We start from the raw sequence: 15,955 nt of genomic DNA, 5'->3' as shown, positions 1-15,955 counted from the left end.
GGCGTGACACCGCTGGACCTGGCTCCGGACGACTACGCCGTCACCGCGGAGTTCTACGACGTGCTCCAGGCCGAACAGGACGCGGCACGCGTCCGGCACCTCTACGGCCGGGACGTGGCGGCCGCGCGCGTCGGAGTGCTCGACATCGGCGCCGGGACCGGGCGGGTCACCGAGATGAGCCTGCGCGAGTCCCGGGCCGGGGTGCACGCCGTGGAACCCTCACGGGCCATGCGGGCGCCGTTGATGACGCGGCTGGCCGCACTGCCATCGGCGCTGCGGCAGCGTGTCACGGTGCACCCGCACGCCCTCGACGAGGCGGCTCTGCGGGAGGTCGCGGACGTGGCGGTCTGTCACAACACCGTGGCCTGTCTCGCGCCCGACGCCCGGCGGGCGCTGTGGCCGGCGCTCGCCGGTGCGCTGGTTCCCGGTGGTTCGCTCGTGCTCCAGCTCCCGCCCTCGCGCCTTCCGGACACCGACGTCGTGCGCCTCTTCGCGCCGCAGCGGATCGGGGAGCACGCGTACGGCGGGCACATGGTGATGTCGGCCGTCCGGGGCCGCGTCCGCACCCGGTGCCACTACTGGGTGCGGGGTTCCGAGGGGCTGCTGAGGGAGCACACGGAGACGTTCTGGATGTGGCCGGCCACGCGCGCCGGACTGCTGCGCGACCTCATCGGGCACGGGTTCGTTCCGCTGCCCTCCCGGACGGACCCCGAGATCCTCGCCGTGTCCCTCGGGCCGCCCCTGCGACCCGGGTGACACGGTGTGCCGCACGGTGCACGGGCACGTCCGGTCTGCCCACGCGTGACCCATGTGCCGGTTGTAGCATGGGTGGCCTGCGGGCCGGAACGTGCCGGTCGGAAGGGGCACCATGCGCGCTGGGGACGACGTCGACTCGCTCGACAAGGCGACGAAGGACTTCGTGGCGGCGCGCCCGCAGCTCTTCGGCATCGCCTACCGCGTGCTGGGCAGCACCGTGGAGGCCGAGGACACCCTCCAGGAGGCCTGGGTGCGGTGGCAGAACGCCGACCGCGCCAAGGTGGTGGAGCCGGCGGCCTTCCTGGCCACCATGACCACCCGGCTCGCGATCAACACGGCCCAGTCCGCCCGGGTGCGGCGGGAGGCGTACGTCGGCCCGTGGCTTCCCGAACCGGTCGACACCAGCACGGATCCGCAGCTGGGGGCCGAACGGGCGGAGGCGGTCGAGCTGGCCGTGCTCCAGCTCCTGGAGAAGCTCAATCCGGTGGAGCGGGCGGCCTACGTCCTGCGGGAGGCGTTCGACTACCCCTACGGGCAGATCGCCGAGATCCTGGAGACGAGCCAGGCCAACACGCGCCAGCTGGTGAGCAGGGCCCGCAAGCACCTGGCCGCCGAGCGCGGCGAGCGGGTCAGCCGGTCCGAGCACCAGCGGCTGCTGGAGGTGTTCCTCACCGCGGCGCAGACCGGCGACCTCAGGGCGCTGGAGGAGGTCCTCGCCGCGGACGTCGTCAGCTACTCCGACGGCGGAGGGGCGCGGGGCGCGTCCAAGATTCCGGTCGTCGGACGGTCGAGGGTCGCCAAGTACCTGTTGGCGTTCGCGCCCCGGTTCTGGCCGGGGTCGCGGGTCCGCCGGGTGGAGGCCAACGGCCGGCCGGCGCTGCTCGTCCAGGTGGACGAGGACACCCAGGTCCTGCTGTCCATCGACGTCTCGGCGGACGGCATCGACCGGATCATGTGGGTGATGAACCCGGCCAAGCTGTCGCGGTACGTGGAGTCGCTGGCCCCGTGAGCGCGCCCCGCGGCCCCCGCGGAACGGCGCCCTGGGCCCGGTGTCACAAGGAGGGCCGCTGACCGGTCTGCTGGTTGACCGAAACCTGCAGAGCACGGGAGTCACGAGGTGACCGAACACTTCAAGTTGCCCGACCTGTCCACGGACAAGGACTTCGACGGTGATTCCTTCTCCGCCATCTACACGACGACGGTTTCCGTCCGCGGCGGCGCGGCCGCCCACGGAAGGGCCTCCGGAAGGGCACGGTCGGACGACGGGGTCCTCGACCTCGACCTGCGCATGCCCGCGGAACTCGGCGGCGACGGAAGCGGGACCAATCCCGAGCAGCTCTTCGCCGCCTCCTTCGCGGCCTGCTTCCACGGGGCCCTGAGCCTGGTCGCGCGGCAGGAGGCACTCGATCCGACCACGATCGCCGTCGAGGCGACCGTCGCCTTCGGGCGGGACCCGGGGGACGGCGGGTATCTGCTCCGCGTCGACCTGGTGGTCCGGTGGCCCGGTGTCGCGCCGGAGGCCGCCGGGCCCCTCATCGAGAAGGCCGACTCGCTGTGTCCCTACGCGAGGATGGCCGGGGAGGGAACGCCGACGACCGTGACCCTGGCCCCGTGACCCGCCGGACGGGGGGACGCCGGCCCGGTCAGTCGGGAAACCAGAGATCGGCGTCGGCGGCCGCCTCCTTGCGGACGGTGAAGGCGGCGATCTCCTTCTTCTCCCGGTTCTGCGGCGGCAGACCCGCGACGAGACGGTGGTCGCCGCCGGTGACCGGCGGTTCCCCCGCGTCCTCGGCGGCCTGGAAGTACTCGGCGTTGACGGACCGGTAGTGCGCCCAGCGCGCGGGGAGGTCGTCCTCGTAGAAGATGGCCTCGACCGGGCACACCGGTTCGCAGGCGTGGCAGTCGACGCATTCGGACGGGTCGATGTAGAGCGTCCGCTTCCCCTCGTAGATGCAGTCCACCGGGCATTCCGTGACGCAGGCCCGGTCCTTGACGTCGACACAGGGCTGCGCGATGACGTACGTCATCCTGTCCTCCTTCGCCGTCGGCGCGGCGCTACCGGCCAGCAGTTCAGACCGGAGAGATCGTGGTGTTGTGACACCGCCGGGCCGTCGCCGGCCGGACGAGCGGCTGTCACAGCAGGCGCGGGCAGCCGGTCTGACGGACGGGGCGACGTGCCCGCAGCAGGCGACATCCGAGAAGAGGAACACCGTGTCACCAGACAACACCTTCGTGATCGTCGGGGGCGGCCTCGCCGCGGGCCGGGCGGCCGAGGCCCTGCGCGAGCACGGCCACACCGGCCGGCTCGTCGTCATCGGCGACGAGCGGGAACGGCCCTACGTCCGGCCGCCGCTGTCCAAGGGCTACCTGCTGGGCAAGGAGGAACGGGACTCGATCTTCGTGCACCCCGCCGACTGGTACGCCCGCAACGACGTGGAACTCCTGCTCGGCACCGGCGTGCGGGCCCTGGACCCGCGGGCCGGGGCGGTGGAACTGGACGACGGCAGCCGCCTGTCCTACAGCAGGCTGCTGCTGGCCACCGGCTCGTCCCCGCGCCGGCCGGCGGTGCCGGGCGCGGACTTCGAGAACGTCCTGTACCTGCGCCGGGTCGGGGACAGCGAACGGCTCAAGGCCGCCTTCACCGAGGGTGCGCGGATCGTGGTGATCGGCGACGGCTGGATCGGCCTGGAGACCGCGGCCGCCGCACGGACGGCCGGGGCGCAGGTGACCGTGCTCGGACACGGGGAGCTGCCCCTGCTGAAGGTGCTCGGCCGGGAGGCGGCCGAGGTCTTCGCCCGCCTCCACGAGGAGCACGGCGTTCGGCTGCGCCCCGGCGTGGAGGTGGAGCGCATCACGGGCACCGGAGGCCGCGCGGACGGGGTGCTCCTCGCCGACGGCACCCGTCTGGAGGCGGACGCCGTGGTCGTGGGCGTCGGCATCACCCCCAACGTGCGGCTCGCCGAACAGGCGGGTCTGGAGGTGCGCAACGGCATCGTCACCGACGAGCACCTGCGGACCTCGGTGCCCGGCATCCACGCGGCGGGCGACGTCGCCAACGCCTACCACCCGTTCCTGGACCGCCACGTGCGCGTCGAGCACTGGGCGAACGCCCTCAACCAGCCGGAGACGGCCGCCCTGAGCATGCTCGGCCAGGACGCGGTCTACGACCGGCTGCCGTACTTCTACACGGACCAGTACGACCTGGGCATGGAGTACACCGGCTACACCGAACCCGGCGGGTACGACCGGGTCGTCTTCCGCGGCGACCGGGACGCACGCCGTTTCATCGCCTTCTGGATGTCGGGCAACCGGGTGCTCGCCGGGATGAACGTCAACGTGTGGGACGTCGTCGACCCGATCCGCGCACTGGTCGAGTCCCGGGCCGGTGTCGACGACGCGCGCCTCGCCGATCCCGCGGTCCCCCTCGACAGCCTGCTGCCCTGACCCCGTCCCGTGTCACAAACCGTGACACCGACCGGTCGTAATCACTGACGACCCAAGCGATCGGAGCAATCGTGGCTATCACCGAACAACGTCTGTCCACCATGGTGCTGGTGATCGGTACGGGCGGGGCCGGCCTGCGGGCCTCCATCGAACTCGCCGAGGCCGGAGTGGACGTCCTCGCCGTCGGCAAGCGTCCCAAGGAGGACGCCCACACGTCCCTGGCCGCCGGAGGCATCAACGCCGCCCTGGCCACCATGGATCCCGAGGACAGCTGGCAGCAGCACGCCGCCGACACGATCAAGGAGAGCTACCTCCTGGCCGATCCGCGCACCGTCGAGATCGTCACCCAGGGCGCCGCGCTGGGCATCGACGACCTGGAGCGCTACGGCATGGCCTTCGCCCGGGAGGAGGACGGCCGGATCTCGCAGCGCTTCTTCGGTGCGCACAAGTTCCGGCGCACCGCCTTCGCCGGCGACTACACCGGCCTGGAGATCCAGCGCACCCTGATCCGGCGGGCGGAGCAGCTGGACATCCCCATGCTCGACAGCGTCTACATCACCCGGCTCCTGGTGCACGACGGTGCCGTGTTCGGCGCCTACGGCTTCGACCTCACGAACGGGCGGCGCTACGTCATCCACGCGGACGCCGTGGTCCTCGCCGCGGGCGGCCACACCCGCATCTGGCGGCGCACCTCCTCCCGGCGCGACGAGAACACCGGCGACTCCTTCCGGCTGGCGGTGGAGGCGGGTGCCCGGCTGCGCGACCCGGAGCTGGTGCAGTTCCACCCCTCGGGCATCATCGAGCCCGAGAACGCGGCCGGCACGCTGGTCAGCGAGGCGGCACGGGGTGAGGGCGGCATCCTGCGCAACTCCCTCGGCGAGCGGTTCATGAACCGCTACGACCCCGAGCGCATGGAACTGTCCACCCGTGACCGGGTGGCCCTGGCCTCCTACACCGAGATCAGGGAGGGCCGCGGCACGGAGAAGGGCGGCGTCTGGCTGGACGTCTCCCACCTCCCCCGCCAGACGATCATGAACCGGCTGCCCCGGGTCTACCAGACGCTGCTCGACCTGCAGATGCTGGACATCACCCGCGAGCCGATCGAGATCGCGCCCACGGCCCACTACTCGATGGGCGGCGTCTGGGTCAGGCACGACGACCACAGCACCGACGTACGCGGTCTGTACGCCATCGGCGAGGCGTCCAGCGGCCTGCACGGCGCCAACCGGCTGGGCGGCAACAGCCTCATCGAGCTGCTGGTCTTCGGCCGCATCGTGGGCCGGGCGGCCGCCGCCTACTCCGAGGGGCTCACCGCGCAGCCGCGCTCGGCGGCCGCGGTGGCCGAGGCACGGGCGGAGGTCGACGGACTGCTCGCGGCGGACGGGCCGGAGAACGTGCGGGCCCTGCAGCGCGCGATCCGCAACACCATGACCGAGCACGCGGGCGTCGTACGCGACGAGGCCGGGCTGCTGGCGGGCCTCGCGGAGCTGGACGCGATCGAGAAGCGGATGGAGGACGTGGGTGTCCACCCCGACATCGCGGGCTTCCAGGACCTCGCCCACGCGTTCGACCTGAAGTCCGCGGCCCTGGCGGCGCGCGCCACGCTGGAGGCGGCGCTCGAACGCCGGGAGACCCGCGGCTGCCACAACCGCAGCGACTACCCGGAGACGGATCCGGCGCTGCGGGTCAACCTCGTGTGGTCCCCGGCCACCGGCGTCACCCACGAGAGCATCGATCCCGTCCCGGACGAGATCGCCGCGCTCATGGAAGAGGTCTCGACCGACGGAAAGCTGGCGGAGTGACCCGCCGGTCCGTGTCACACCTGCGGACACCTTTCGGTCATTCCGAGTGAACAGATTTGAAGAGAGTGGAGAGGAACCACATCATGAAGGTTGTAGTCATCGGCGGGACCGGCCTGATCGGCTCGAAGCTGGTAGCCAAGCTGGGTGAGCACGGCCACGAGGCCGTCCCCGCCGCGCCGAACACCGGTGTCAACACGCTGACGGGCGAGGGGCTGGCCGAGGTCCTGCGGGGCGCGGACGTCGTGGTCGACGTCTCGAACTCCCCCTCGTTCGCGGACGACGCCGTGATGGAGTTCTTCGTCACGTCGACCACCAACCTCCTCAAGGCGGAGGCGGAGGCCGGGGTGAAGCACCATGTCGCGCTCTCCGTGGTGGGCACCGAGCGGCTCCAGGAGAGCGGCTACTTCCGCGCCAAGCTGGCCCAGGAAAAGCTGATCAAGGAGTCCGGGATCCCGTTCTCCATCGTCCACGCCACGCAGTTCTTCGAGTTCCTGAAGGGCATCACGGACGCCGCGACCGAGGGCGACACCGTGCACCTGGCGCCCGTCCGGATCCAGCCCGTCTACTCCGACGACGTGGCCGCCGCCGTGGGCCGCACGGCCGTCGGCGCGCCCGTGGGCGGCGTGGTGGAGGTGGCCGGTCCCGAGGCGTTCCAGCTCGACGAGCTCGTCCGCAAGGCCCTCGCCGCCAAGAACGACCCCCGCAAGGTCGTGGCGGACCCGAAGGCCCCGTACTACGGTGCCCAGCTCCAGGAGGACAGCCTGCTGCCGGGCCCCGACGCGAGCCTCGCCGAGACGCGGCTCGCCGACTGGTCCGCGCAGCAGCGCTGAGCCGTCCTGCCGGGGTGGTCCCTGTTTTTCGGGGGCCACCCCGTTTCTCTTTCCCGGGGCCCGGACGACGGCGCCCGCCCGCCCCACCTCCCCAACACGAAGGAAGCGGCGTGTGATGCTCAGGAACCGCGTGCGCAACACCCTCCTCCGCCACGCCGGCCCGTACGAGGGTGTGACCGGCGTCTACACCGTCGACCCCGTGCACAGCACGCTCGGCTTCGCCGTCCGGCACGCCATGGTCTCCCAGGTGCGGGGGGCGTTCGGCGCCTTCGAAGGGCTCCTCAGACTCGACGGGGCCCGTCCCGAACGGTCCGAGGCGTACGTGAGCGTGCAGACGCAGAGCCTGAACACGGGTGTCCCGAACCGGGACGCCCACCTCACGGGGGCGGAGTTCTTCGACGCCGGGACGTTTCCCCTGATGACCTACCGCTCGACGGGCGTCGTCGCGCGCGGGGACGACGCCTTCCATCTGGTCGGCAGCCTCAGGATCAAGGACATCGAGCTGCCCCTCGACATGGAGATCGCCTTCGGGGGCGCCGGCCGCGACTCCCACGGGCGCCACCGGGTCGGGTTCGAGGGCAGGGCCACCCTCCGGCGGTCCGACTGGGGGCTCACCTGGAACGCCCCGCTGGCCACCGGCGGCGTTCTGATCAGCGACAGGGTGACGCTGACACTCGACATCTCCGCGGTGCGGCAGGAACGGACGGCAGCCGCCGCCTGACCCGCCGCGGAACGGACAGGACGCAAGGGCGGGGTGGCGCGTCGTCGCCACCCCGCCCTTGCGTCCTGTCGTCCGGCCGGACCACCGGAGCCTCAGGAGTGAGTGATCTCCTTGTACTCGTCTTCGGTCGGCTTCCGGATCTGCGAACCGCCTCCGTAGAGACGGCGGCTGAGCCCGGCCCGCAGCTGCTGCACGCGCGTGGGACCGCCTGCGTCGCCGTTGCCGCCCTCGGGCGGTGTGAGCGGCGCGTACTGCTCGTGCGCGGTGAGCGCGTACAGCTGCTCCTGGCCGAGGGGTTCGTGCACCTCGACGTACTCTCCGTGCGGCAGCCGCTTGACGACGCCCGTCTCGCGGCCGTGCAGCACCTTGTCGCGGTCGCGTCGCTGCAGGCCGAGGGCCCAGCGTTTCGCGACGAAGTACACAACGAGGGGCACGACGAACAGACCGATGCGGACGGCCCACGTCACGGAGTTGACGGAGACGTGGAGGCGGAGGGCGATCAGGTCGTTCGCCGCTCCGGTCAGCGCCACCAGGTACACACTCAGCCAGGCGGCGCCCAGTGCGGTGCGCACGGGCCGGTTGCGCGGCCGGTCGAGCAGGTGCTGCTCCCGGTCGTCGCCGGTCACCCACGCCTCGATGAACGGGTAGGCGCCCATCACGAGGAACAGTCCGAAGCCCGCCAGCAGCGGGATCAGGTTGTCGAGGGCGAGCGTGTGGCCCCAGGCGCTGATCTCCCAGCCCGGCATGACGCGCAGGAGTCCGTCGGCCACACCCATGTACCAGTCGGGCTGCGAGCCGGCCGAGACCTGGTCGGGCCGGTAGGGGCCGTACTCCCAGACGGGGTTGATCTGTGCGACGGCCGCGACGAAGAAGATCACACCGCAGACCAGGAAGAAGAACCCGGCGGACTTCACCAGGAACACCTGGGCCGGTACGCCGACGACGTTCCGGTTCGTGCGGCCCGGCCCGGGGAACTGGGCGGGTCGTCTGCGCAGCGAGAGGGCCACGAGAGCGACGATCAGCACCGTCATGAGGGCGGGGATGATCAGGACGTGGATGGCGTTGAAGCGGGCCACCAGATCGTCGCCCGGGAATTCCCCGCCGAAGAGGAACATCGACAGGTAGGTGCCGACGATCGGTACGGACAGAATCGTTCCGTTGACGACGACGAGCCCGGTGCCGGACAGGAGGTCGTTCGGCAGGTCGTATCCGGTGAGCCCGCCGAACATGGCCAGGACCAGCAGGGAGAACGCGAGCACCCAGTTGAGCTCGCGCGGCTTGCGGAAGGCGCCCGTGAAGAAGACGCGCATCATGTGCACGAACAGGGCGGCGACGAAGATCAGCGCCGCCCAGTGGTGGGCCTGCCGGATGAGCAGGCCGCCGCGGACGTCGAAGGAGAGGTGCATGGTCGAGGCGAACGCCTCCGACACCAGCTGCCCCCGCAGCGGCCCGTAGCTCCCCTGGTACGTGACCAGCTCCGACGACGGGTGGAAGTAGAAGCTCAGGTACACGCCCGTGAGGACGAGGACGACGAAGCTGTAGAGCCAGATCTCCGCCAGCAGGAACGACCAGTGATCGGGAAACGCTTTGCGCAGTGCGCCCCGGGCCCGGCCTCGGAACCCCAGCCGCACGCCCGCCCATTCGGCGACCTTCTCACCAGACACTTTCACGGTGGTTCTCCTGGAACAGGGCTTGAGAACATCTGTCTCCCATATGACCGGACGCCGTGTGAAGTTGTGACAAAACGCTGTGCCCTGCCGGAAATCCGCCGGAGAACCCATTGCACTCTCTGTGAGACAGTGGCAACAATTGGTTCATCTTTGTGCGGAGTGCGCTCCCGCTTATGATGTCCACAACAGCTGAGGATGAGAGGAACACATGGTCTCGGGAACTCGTGCGGCGCACAATGTTGAGATCACCGCAGAGAGCCTTCAGGAGGATCTGGCCCGTCTGGAGATCCAGAAGCAGGCCCTGGAGCGGGAGTTGGCGGCGGTCGTGGCGCACCTCGGCTCCGTACAGCGGGCGCTCGGCGCTCTCGACGTCCTGATGGTCGGCCCCACCGGCCCCACCGACGCCGCCACCACCACCGCCACCACTACCGCCTCCGCCTCCGCGGACACGAAGGCCGAGCGGCCCCGGACTCCCGCGGCCACCGGTACCGGGCCCCGGCCGGAGGCGGCGAAGCGGGCCTCCCGCACCCCCCGCACGGAGGAGGAGCAGCGCAACTACGGCCGGCTCACCGAGCAGATCCTGGAGTACTTCGCCGGTGTCGGCGACTCCGAGGTACGCGCCCGCGACGTCGCCGCGGCGCTGGGCCGCGATACCGACAGCGGCAGCATCAACGCCGTCCGCAGCACACTCGACCGGCTCGTCGGCAGTTCCCGTGTCCGTCGGGCCGGCCGCGGCCTCTACCGGGCCCAGCAGCCCTGAACGGCTCCGGACGCCGCCTCGCGGGGGACCGAGTGGCGTCCGGAGCGTCTTGGAGTGTCAGAAACACTGTGAACAGTGTATCTCACCGTCGAGCATCGTTCACACGCCTCAGCGGGCCGCGACGCCGTCCACCGCGTGCTCGCTGCGCGCTCCTTCCCCGCCCGTGACAAAGGCGTCCCGCGGGTGCTGCACGGCAGCCAGCGAGACCAGGTCACGGCCGAACAGCGCGGCGGTGAGCCAGACGGTGAGGACACGCACCTTGCGCTCCCAGGTGGGCACGGCCAGCACGTGGTAGCCCCGGTGCATCAGCCAGGCGAGGAAGCCTTTGACGACGATGCGCTTGTACTGGAAGATCCCCTGCCCCAGTCCCAGCGTGGCAATCGCTCCGAGGCTGCTGTGCCGGTAGTCGCGGACCTTGCCGCCCCGCAGGTCGGCGAGGATGTTCTTCGCCAGGCGCTTGCCCTGCCGCACGGCGTGCTGGGCGTTCGGCACGGTGCGGGTCCCCGGCACCGGGGACGCCAGATCGGGTACGGCCGCGTCGTCTCCGGCCGCCCAGACGTGGGCCAGCGGCTCGCCGCCGGCGACCACCCGCAGATCGGCCCGGACCTGCACCAGGCCGCGGTCGTCGATCGGCAGGTCCGTGTGCCGGTGGACGACCGGGTTCGCGGCGTTGCCCGCGGTCCAGACGATCAGGCCCGAGTCGAACTCCTCACCGCTCGACAGCACGACGCGCCCGCCCTCGGCGGAGACCAGCTGGGTGTTGAGGTGAACATGTGCGCCGCGGCGTTCCAGTGAGCGCACCACCCAGGCTCCGGGCTTGTCGCTCACCTCGGGCAGGATCCGGTCGCGGGCCTCGACGAGGTGGAACGAGAGCTCCTCGAAGCTCAGTTCCGGGTAGGCCTTGAGCATCGCGGTGGCCAGCGACAGCAGTTCGCCGAAGCCCTCGACGCCGGCGAAGCCGCCGCCCACGAAGGTGACCGTGAGCAGTTCGCGCCGCTCGGCACCGGGCAGCATCGAGGCCGCCTGGTCGAACGCCGTCAGCAGGCGGTCGCGGATGGCCACCGCCTCCTCCACGTGCTTGAGGCCGATGGCCTGCTGGGCCAGCCCGGGGATGGGGAAGGTGCGGGTCACGGCACCCGCGGTGACCACGAGGGTGTCGTAGGAGAGGTCGTACGCCGGTCCGTCGGCCGGGCGGACGGTGACGGTCCGGTCCGCGTGCCGGATCTCGGTCACACTCCCCGCGACGACCCGGGTGGTCCGCAGGTGCCGGCGCAGCGACACGGCAGCGTGACGTGCCTCGACCGATCCGGCCGTCACTTCGGGCAGAAAGGGCTGGTAGGTCATGTAGGGTCGCGGGTCGACGACGGTGACCCGCGCCTCGTCCGGACGCAGCTTCTTCTCAAGGCCCCACGCGGTGTAGAAGCCCGCGTAGCCGCCACCAACGATCAGGATCTCACGCATGGTTCCCTCTGTTCTCGTCTCAGTCAGCACGTAGACAAGACAGAGCCGGAACATGTGACACGTATCGGTCGGCCGCTCCGGGTCGTCAGTCGACCGTCACCACCACCGAGTGCCGTCCACTGGCGCCGTCGGGCACGGTGCGGGTGCGCTGGTCCGTCTGCACCTCGCCGGTCCGGTCGGTGGCCCGCACGGTGAGGGTGTGACCGCCCTTGGCGGCCCGCCAGGCGTACGACCACTGCCGCCAGGTGTCGCGCGAGTCCTCGGCGGCCAGGTCGGCCTCCTGCCAGGGGCCGTCGTCGACGCGGATCTCCACCCTGTCGATGCCGCGGTGCTGGGCCCAGGCGACTCCGGCGACCATCACGGTGCCCGCCTTCGGCCGGGCGAAGGGCCTGGGCGTGTCGATCCGGGACTGGGTCTTGACCGGTGCCTCGCGGGCCCAGTCGCGCTTGACCCAGTAGGCGTCGTAGGCGTCGAAGGTGGTCAGTTCGATGTCCTCGATCCACTTGCAGGCCGAGACGTAGCCGTACAGGCCGGGCACGAGCATGCGGACGGGGAAGCCGTGGTCGAAGGGCAGGGGCTCGCCGTTCATGCCGACGGCGAGCATCGCGTCGCGGCCGTCCATGACGTCCTCGACGGGGCTGCCGATGGTCATGCCGTCCACGGAGCGGGCCACGAGCTGATCCGCCGGTCCGCCCGCCGACGGCGGCCGGACGCCGCACTCCTCGAGCAGGTCGGCGAGCCGGACACCGGTCCAGCGGGCGTTGCCGACGTACGGGCCGCCGACCTCGTTGGACACGCAGGTGAGGGTGACGTCCCGCTCGATCAGCTCCTGCCGCAGCAGGTCGTCGAAGGTCAGGGTCCGCTCGCGGGCGACGCCCTCGCCGTGGATGCGCAGCCGCCAGGCGGTGGCGTCCACCTTGGGAACCACCAGCGCGGTGTCGACCCGGTAGAAGTCGCCGGTGTGGGTCACGAAGGGACTGACACCCTCCACCCGGACCTGTGCCCGCCGGGGCACCGCCGGGGCGGGCGAACCGGGCGGCGGAAGGGTGACCTTCTCGCGGGAGGCGGCCGCCTCCCGTCCGCTCGCGGCGGTCAGGGCCCGGCCCAGCACACCGGCCCCGGCCGAGGCCGCCGCGGCGGCGGTCGCCGCGAGCACGAAGCGGCGCCGGTCCCAGTCCTCCCCCGACTCCCCCGATTCCCACGGCTCCCCCGGCACGTCCCGGGGCGGTGCCGGAAGGAGACCTGAGAGGAAGTAGAGGAGCACCGCGCCGGCGATCGCCCCCAGGACGGAGGGGAAGGCGTCGGTGACTCCGGTGGCGTCGGGCCTGCCGAGGGCGGCCGCCGCACCGACGGCGCCGAAGACCAGGACCCCGGCGGCTCCGGCGCGCCGCCGGCGGACCGCGAACGCGCCCACGGCCAGGGCGAACAGGGCCAGCACGGCCAGGATGCCGAGCTGGAGCACCAGTTTGTCGTCGCTGCCGAAGGTGCGGATCGCCCAGTCCTTCACCTCGGCCGGCGTACGGTCGACGGCCGCCGCACCGACCGCCACGACGGGGCCGGCCTGCGGACGTACCGCCGCCGCCACCAGTTCGGCGACGGCCAGTGCGGCGCCGCCCGCCAGCAGACCGCTCAGGGCGCCCGGACCGAGGCGCGTCCAGGTCCTCGCGGGCGGTTTCCGTGGGGTCGTGCCGTGGTCGCTCACGACGGTAATCCGACACCGGTCGGCGAACGGATTGGTGGTCCAGCCGGTGCGAAGGGGCTCACCCGGATCAGGGCACGTCGCCCCGCCAGTCGAAGCGGCGGGTGTCGCCCGGCCTCGGTGCGTAGGCGGAGCGGCCGCCCGCGCCGTAGCGGCCTATCTCCGTCGCCAGCGTCACGCCGCGGGCGCGCTCGCCTTCCGTGAGGTCCGTGACGTCCAGCAGCAGTCCGTCCAGGGGCCCGCCCACCAGCTGCGCGTAGACGCGTCCGGCGCGCGGCCCGGGGTTGTCGTGGTCCGCGCCGTAGACCCTGCCGCGCATGAACTCCACCTCATCCATGACCCGAAGCCTCGCATCCGCCACTGACAACGGCACCCGAGCGCCGGGGACCAGCCCTCCGGACGAGCCCTCCCTACAACGGTGGTTCGTCCAGCAGCCCGAGGAGGCAGCGTGCGCCCGCCGCGGCCGTCGCGGCACCGGCGGCGCCGGACGCACCGGGGAAGAGCCTGCCGTAGGCGGCGGCGCGGTTGAGGGCGCTCAGCCGCCAGGCGAGGCTCACCGCGCGCCGCAGTTGCGCGGCGGTACGGCCCTCGCCCGTCCAGGGTTCGAGGTAGGCGTCGCGCAGGCGCGGCAGTACCTGCGGCCCGTAGCGTTCGGCGGCGCGGCGGGCGGGGACGGCGAGGCTGGAGAAGGGCTGGGCGACGACGGCGTCGCCCCAGTCGAAGAAGGTGAACCTGCCGGGCGCGGGGCGGAACAACTGGCCGTCGTGCAGATCCGCGTGGTCGAGGGAGTCGGGAACACCCAGGGCCGTGAGTTCCGCGCACCAGTCCAGCAGGCGGGGGCGCAGTTCCCGCAGGGCGGCCCGGTCCCGGGCGGACAGCGGCGCGGTGTCGAGCCGGTCCAGGACGCCGGCCGCCGCACCGGCGGGCACGGCGGGCACGCCCAGGCGTTCGATCTCACCCGCGCGCGAGGTGAGGGCGTGCTGCATGACCGCGTACTGGCGCAGGAGTTCCTCCCAGTCGCCGGGCTCGACCGGTTCGCGTGCGAGCACGTCCCGGAAGAGCGGCCCTCCGTCGGGCAGCAGCGACCAGCCCCGGGCGGCGTCCACCGCCAGCGGCTCCAGTACATGTCCGGGGACCCAGCGGGCCAGCGCCGCGGTCAGCGCGCCCTCGAAGGCACTGGCCGGCGGGTTGGCCTTGAACCAGACGGCGCCGCCGCCCCCGACGCACAGTCGCAGCAGGACCGACCACGGCCGCAGCCGCACCCGCCACCGTCCCGTCGGCCGCAGGCCGCAGGCGGCCAGCCGGGCCTCGATCCAGCCAATGGCCTCGGTACGCCAGGCCGGTTCCTCCCAGGGGGTGACGGTGTCCTGGTACCGCCCGCGGTCCACGGTCACCGGCGTGTCACTGAGCATCGGACCATCCCAGCACCGTGCGCCGCGCGCGGCCACCGGATTCCGCCCCGCCCGGGGCGTCCCGGGCGGGGCGGGGCGGATCAGGCCAGGTCGAAACGGTCGAGGTTCATGACCTTCACCCAGGCGGCGACGAAGTCGTGCACGAACTTCTCCCCCGCGTCGTCGCTCGCGTAGACCTCGGCGAGCGCCCGCAGCTCGGCGTTGGAGCCGAAGACCAGGTCGGCGCGGCTGCCGGCCCACTTGACCTCGCCGGTGGCGGCGTCGCGGCCCTCGAAGGTGGTCCGGTCCTCGGACGTCGACGTCCACGTGGTGCCCAGGTCGAGCAGGTTGACGAAGAAGTCGTTGGTCAGCGAGCCGGGCGTGCGGGTGAGGACGCCGAGCTGGGACTGCTGGTGTCCCGCACCCAGCACACGCAGGCCGCCGACCAGGACGGTCATCTCGGGCGCGCTCAGGGTGAGCAGGTTCGCCCGGTCGAGGAGCAGGAACTCGGCGGGCAGCCGGTTTCCCTTGCCCAGGTAGTTGCGGAACCCGTCGGCGGCCGGTTCGAGGGCCTCGAACGACTCGGCGTCGGTGTGCTCCTCCGTCGCGTCCACGCGGCCCGCGGCGAAGGGGACCTCCACCGGGAAGCCGGCTTCCTTGGCGGCCTTCTCGACCGCGGCCGAGCCGCCGAGGACGATCAGGTCGGCCAGGGAGACCTTCTTGGCGCCGGAGCCGGAGTTGAACTCCCGCTGGACGCCCTCCAGGACGCGCAGCACCTGCGCCAGCTCGTCGGGCTCGTTGACCTCCCAGCCGCGCTGCGGCTCGAGGCGGATACGGGCGCCGTTGGCACCGCCGCGCTTGTCGCTCCCGCGGAAGGTGGACGCCGATGCCCACGCGGTGGTCACCAGCTGCGACACCGACAGGCCGGACTCGAGGAGCTTGGTCTTGAGGGTGGCGACGTCCTCGGCGTCGACGGCCTCGCCCTCGGGCTCGGGCAGCGGGTCCTGCCAGATCAGGGTCTCCTCGGGCACCTCCGGGCCCAGGTACTGGGACTTGGGGCCCATGTCGCGGTGGGTCAGCTTGAACCAGGCGCGGGCGAAGGCGTCCGCGAATTCCTCCGGGTTCTCGTAGAACCGGCGGGAGATCGGCCCGTAGATGGGGTCGAGGCGCAGCGACAGGTCGGTGGTGAGCATCCTGGGGCGGTGCTTCTTTGCCGGGTCGTGCGCGTCGGGGATGATCTCCGGGGCGTCCTTGGCCACCCACTGGTTGGCGCCGGCCGGGCTCTGCTCCAGCTCGTACTCGAACTCGAAGAGGTTCTTGAAGAACCCGTTGCCCCACTGGGTGGGCGTGCTGGTCCAGGTGACCTCCAGGCCGGAGGTGATGGCGTCGCCGCCCTTGCCCGTGCCGTGGGTGCTCTTCCA

General features: G+C 71.8%; 15 protein-coding genes. 8 read left to right on the top strand and 7 right to left on the bottom strand.

What is annotated here, in order from left to right; all coding sequences use genetic code 11:
• Nucleotides 1–3 precede the first annotated feature (3 nt).
• The 3 genes from ACH4D3_RS17355 to ACH4D3_RS17345 all read left to right on the top strand — a co-directional run bounded on the left by ACH4D3_RS17355 (nt 4) and on the right by ACH4D3_RS17345 (nt 2,371).
• Nucleotides 4–756, top strand: a complete 753-nt coding sequence (locus ACH4D3_RS17355) for a class I SAM-dependent methyltransferase (RefSeq protein WP_398322829.1) — start codon at nt 4–6, stop codon at nt 754–756.
• Nucleotides 757–868: 112 nt separating this feature from the next.
• A complete protein-coding gene (locus tag ACH4D3_RS17350) occupies nt 869–1,765 on the top strand; it encodes an RNA polymerase sigma-70 factor (RefSeq protein ID WP_398322826.1) in 897 nt (298 codons plus the stop codon).
• Between the two features lie 108 nt (nt 1,766–1,873).
• Nucleotides 1,874–2,371, top strand: coding sequence for an Ohr family peroxiredoxin (locus ACH4D3_RS17345; protein WP_398322823.1), 498 nt, complete (start codon nt 1,874–1,876; stop codon nt 2,369–2,371).
• A 28-nt stretch (nt 2,372–2,399) separates the two neighbouring features.
• On the opposite strand, the gene fdxA is transcribed toward ACH4D3_RS17345, so the two are convergent.
• Nucleotides 2,400–2,783 (bottom strand): ferredoxin, encoded by a 384-nt coding sequence (gene fdxA / locus ACH4D3_RS17340; protein ID WP_398322820.1) that lies wholly within the window; start codon nt 2,781–2,783, stop codon nt 2,400–2,402.
• 184 nt (nt 2,784–2,967) lie between these two features.
• Here fdxA and ACH4D3_RS17335 point away from each other — a divergent pair, with 184 nt between their 5' ends.
• From ACH4D3_RS17335 to ACH4D3_RS17320, 4 genes are all read left to right on the top strand, one after another.
• Nucleotides 2,968–4,200, top strand: coding sequence for an NAD(P)/FAD-dependent oxidoreductase (locus tag ACH4D3_RS17335; RefSeq protein WP_398322817.1), 1,233 nt, complete (start codon nt 2,968–2,970; stop codon nt 4,198–4,200).
• Nucleotides 4,201–4,301: 101 nt separating this feature from the next.
• Nucleotides 4,302–6,002, top strand: coding sequence for an L-aspartate oxidase (locus ACH4D3_RS17330; protein ID WP_398323593.1), 1,701 nt, complete (start codon nt 4,302–4,304; stop codon nt 6,000–6,002).
• Between the two features lie 83 nt (nt 6,003–6,085).
• Nucleotides 6,086–6,832: an SDR family oxidoreductase gene (locus ACH4D3_RS17325; protein ID WP_398322814.1), complete on the top strand. Its 747-nt coding sequence runs from the start codon at nt 6,086–6,088 to the stop codon at nt 6,830–6,832.
• Between the two features lie 115 nt (nt 6,833–6,947).
• The gene (locus tag ACH4D3_RS17320) at nt 6,948–7,553 is read left to right on the top strand and encodes a YceI family protein (RefSeq protein WP_398322811.1); all 606 of its coding nucleotides are present in this window, start codon (nt 6,948–6,950) and stop codon (nt 7,551–7,553) included.
• A 92-nt stretch (nt 7,554–7,645) separates the two neighbouring features.
• Here the strand turns inward: ACH4D3_RS17320 and ACH4D3_RS17315 are convergent, their stop codons facing one another.
• Nucleotides 7,646–9,223: a cytochrome bc complex cytochrome b subunit gene (locus ACH4D3_RS17315; RefSeq protein WP_398322808.1), complete on the bottom strand. Its 1,578-nt coding sequence runs from the start codon at nt 9,221–9,223 to the stop codon at nt 7,646–7,648.
• Nucleotides 9,224–9,431: 208 nt separating this feature from the next.
• Between ACH4D3_RS17315 and ACH4D3_RS17310 the strand changes: the two genes are divergently transcribed.
• Nucleotides 9,432–9,983, top strand: a complete 552-nt coding sequence (locus tag ACH4D3_RS17310; RefSeq protein WP_398322805.1) for a hypothetical protein — start codon at nt 9,432–9,434, stop codon at nt 9,981–9,983.
• Nucleotides 9,984–10,091: 108 nt separating this feature from the next.
• On the opposite strand, the gene ACH4D3_RS17305 is transcribed toward ACH4D3_RS17310, so the two are convergent.
• From ACH4D3_RS17305 to ACH4D3_RS17285, 5 genes are all read right to left on the bottom strand, one after another.
• Nucleotides 10,092–11,444: an NAD(P)/FAD-dependent oxidoreductase gene (locus ACH4D3_RS17305; protein ID WP_398322802.1), complete on the bottom strand. Its 1,353-nt coding sequence runs from the start codon at nt 11,442–11,444 to the stop codon at nt 10,092–10,094.
• Nucleotides 11,445–11,529: 85 nt separating this feature from the next.
• Nucleotides 11,530–13,146, bottom strand: a complete 1,617-nt coding sequence (locus ACH4D3_RS17300; protein ID WP_398322800.1) for a sulfite oxidase — start codon at nt 13,144–13,146, stop codon at nt 11,530–11,532.
• A 67-nt stretch (nt 13,147–13,213) separates the two neighbouring features.
• Nucleotides 13,214–13,480 carry a hypothetical protein gene (locus ACH4D3_RS17295; protein WP_398322797.1) on the bottom strand — a complete coding sequence of 89 codons (267 nt, stop codon included), beginning with the start codon at nt 13,478–13,480 and terminating at the stop codon, nt 13,214–13,216.
• 73 nt (nt 13,481–13,553) lie between these two features.
• Nucleotides 13,554–14,555: an aminoglycoside phosphotransferase family protein gene (locus ACH4D3_RS17290; RefSeq protein ID WP_398322794.1), complete on the bottom strand. Its 1,002-nt coding sequence runs from the start codon at nt 14,553–14,555 to the stop codon at nt 13,554–13,556.
• Nucleotides 14,556–14,635: 80 nt separating this feature from the next.
• Nucleotides 14,636–15,955: peroxidase family protein (locus ACH4D3_RS17285; protein WP_398322791.1), on the bottom strand; the 1,320-nt coding region annotated here is incomplete at its 5' end.

Source organism: Streptomyces sp. NPDC018026, assembly GCF_044327745.1.
Taxonomy (GTDB): domain Bacteria; phylum Actinomycetota; class Actinomycetes; order Streptomycetales; family Streptomycetaceae; genus Streptomyces; species Streptomyces rubrogriseus.
Note: the sequence above shows the minus strand (reverse complement) of the source record. Positions and strands in the feature narration are given on the sequence as shown.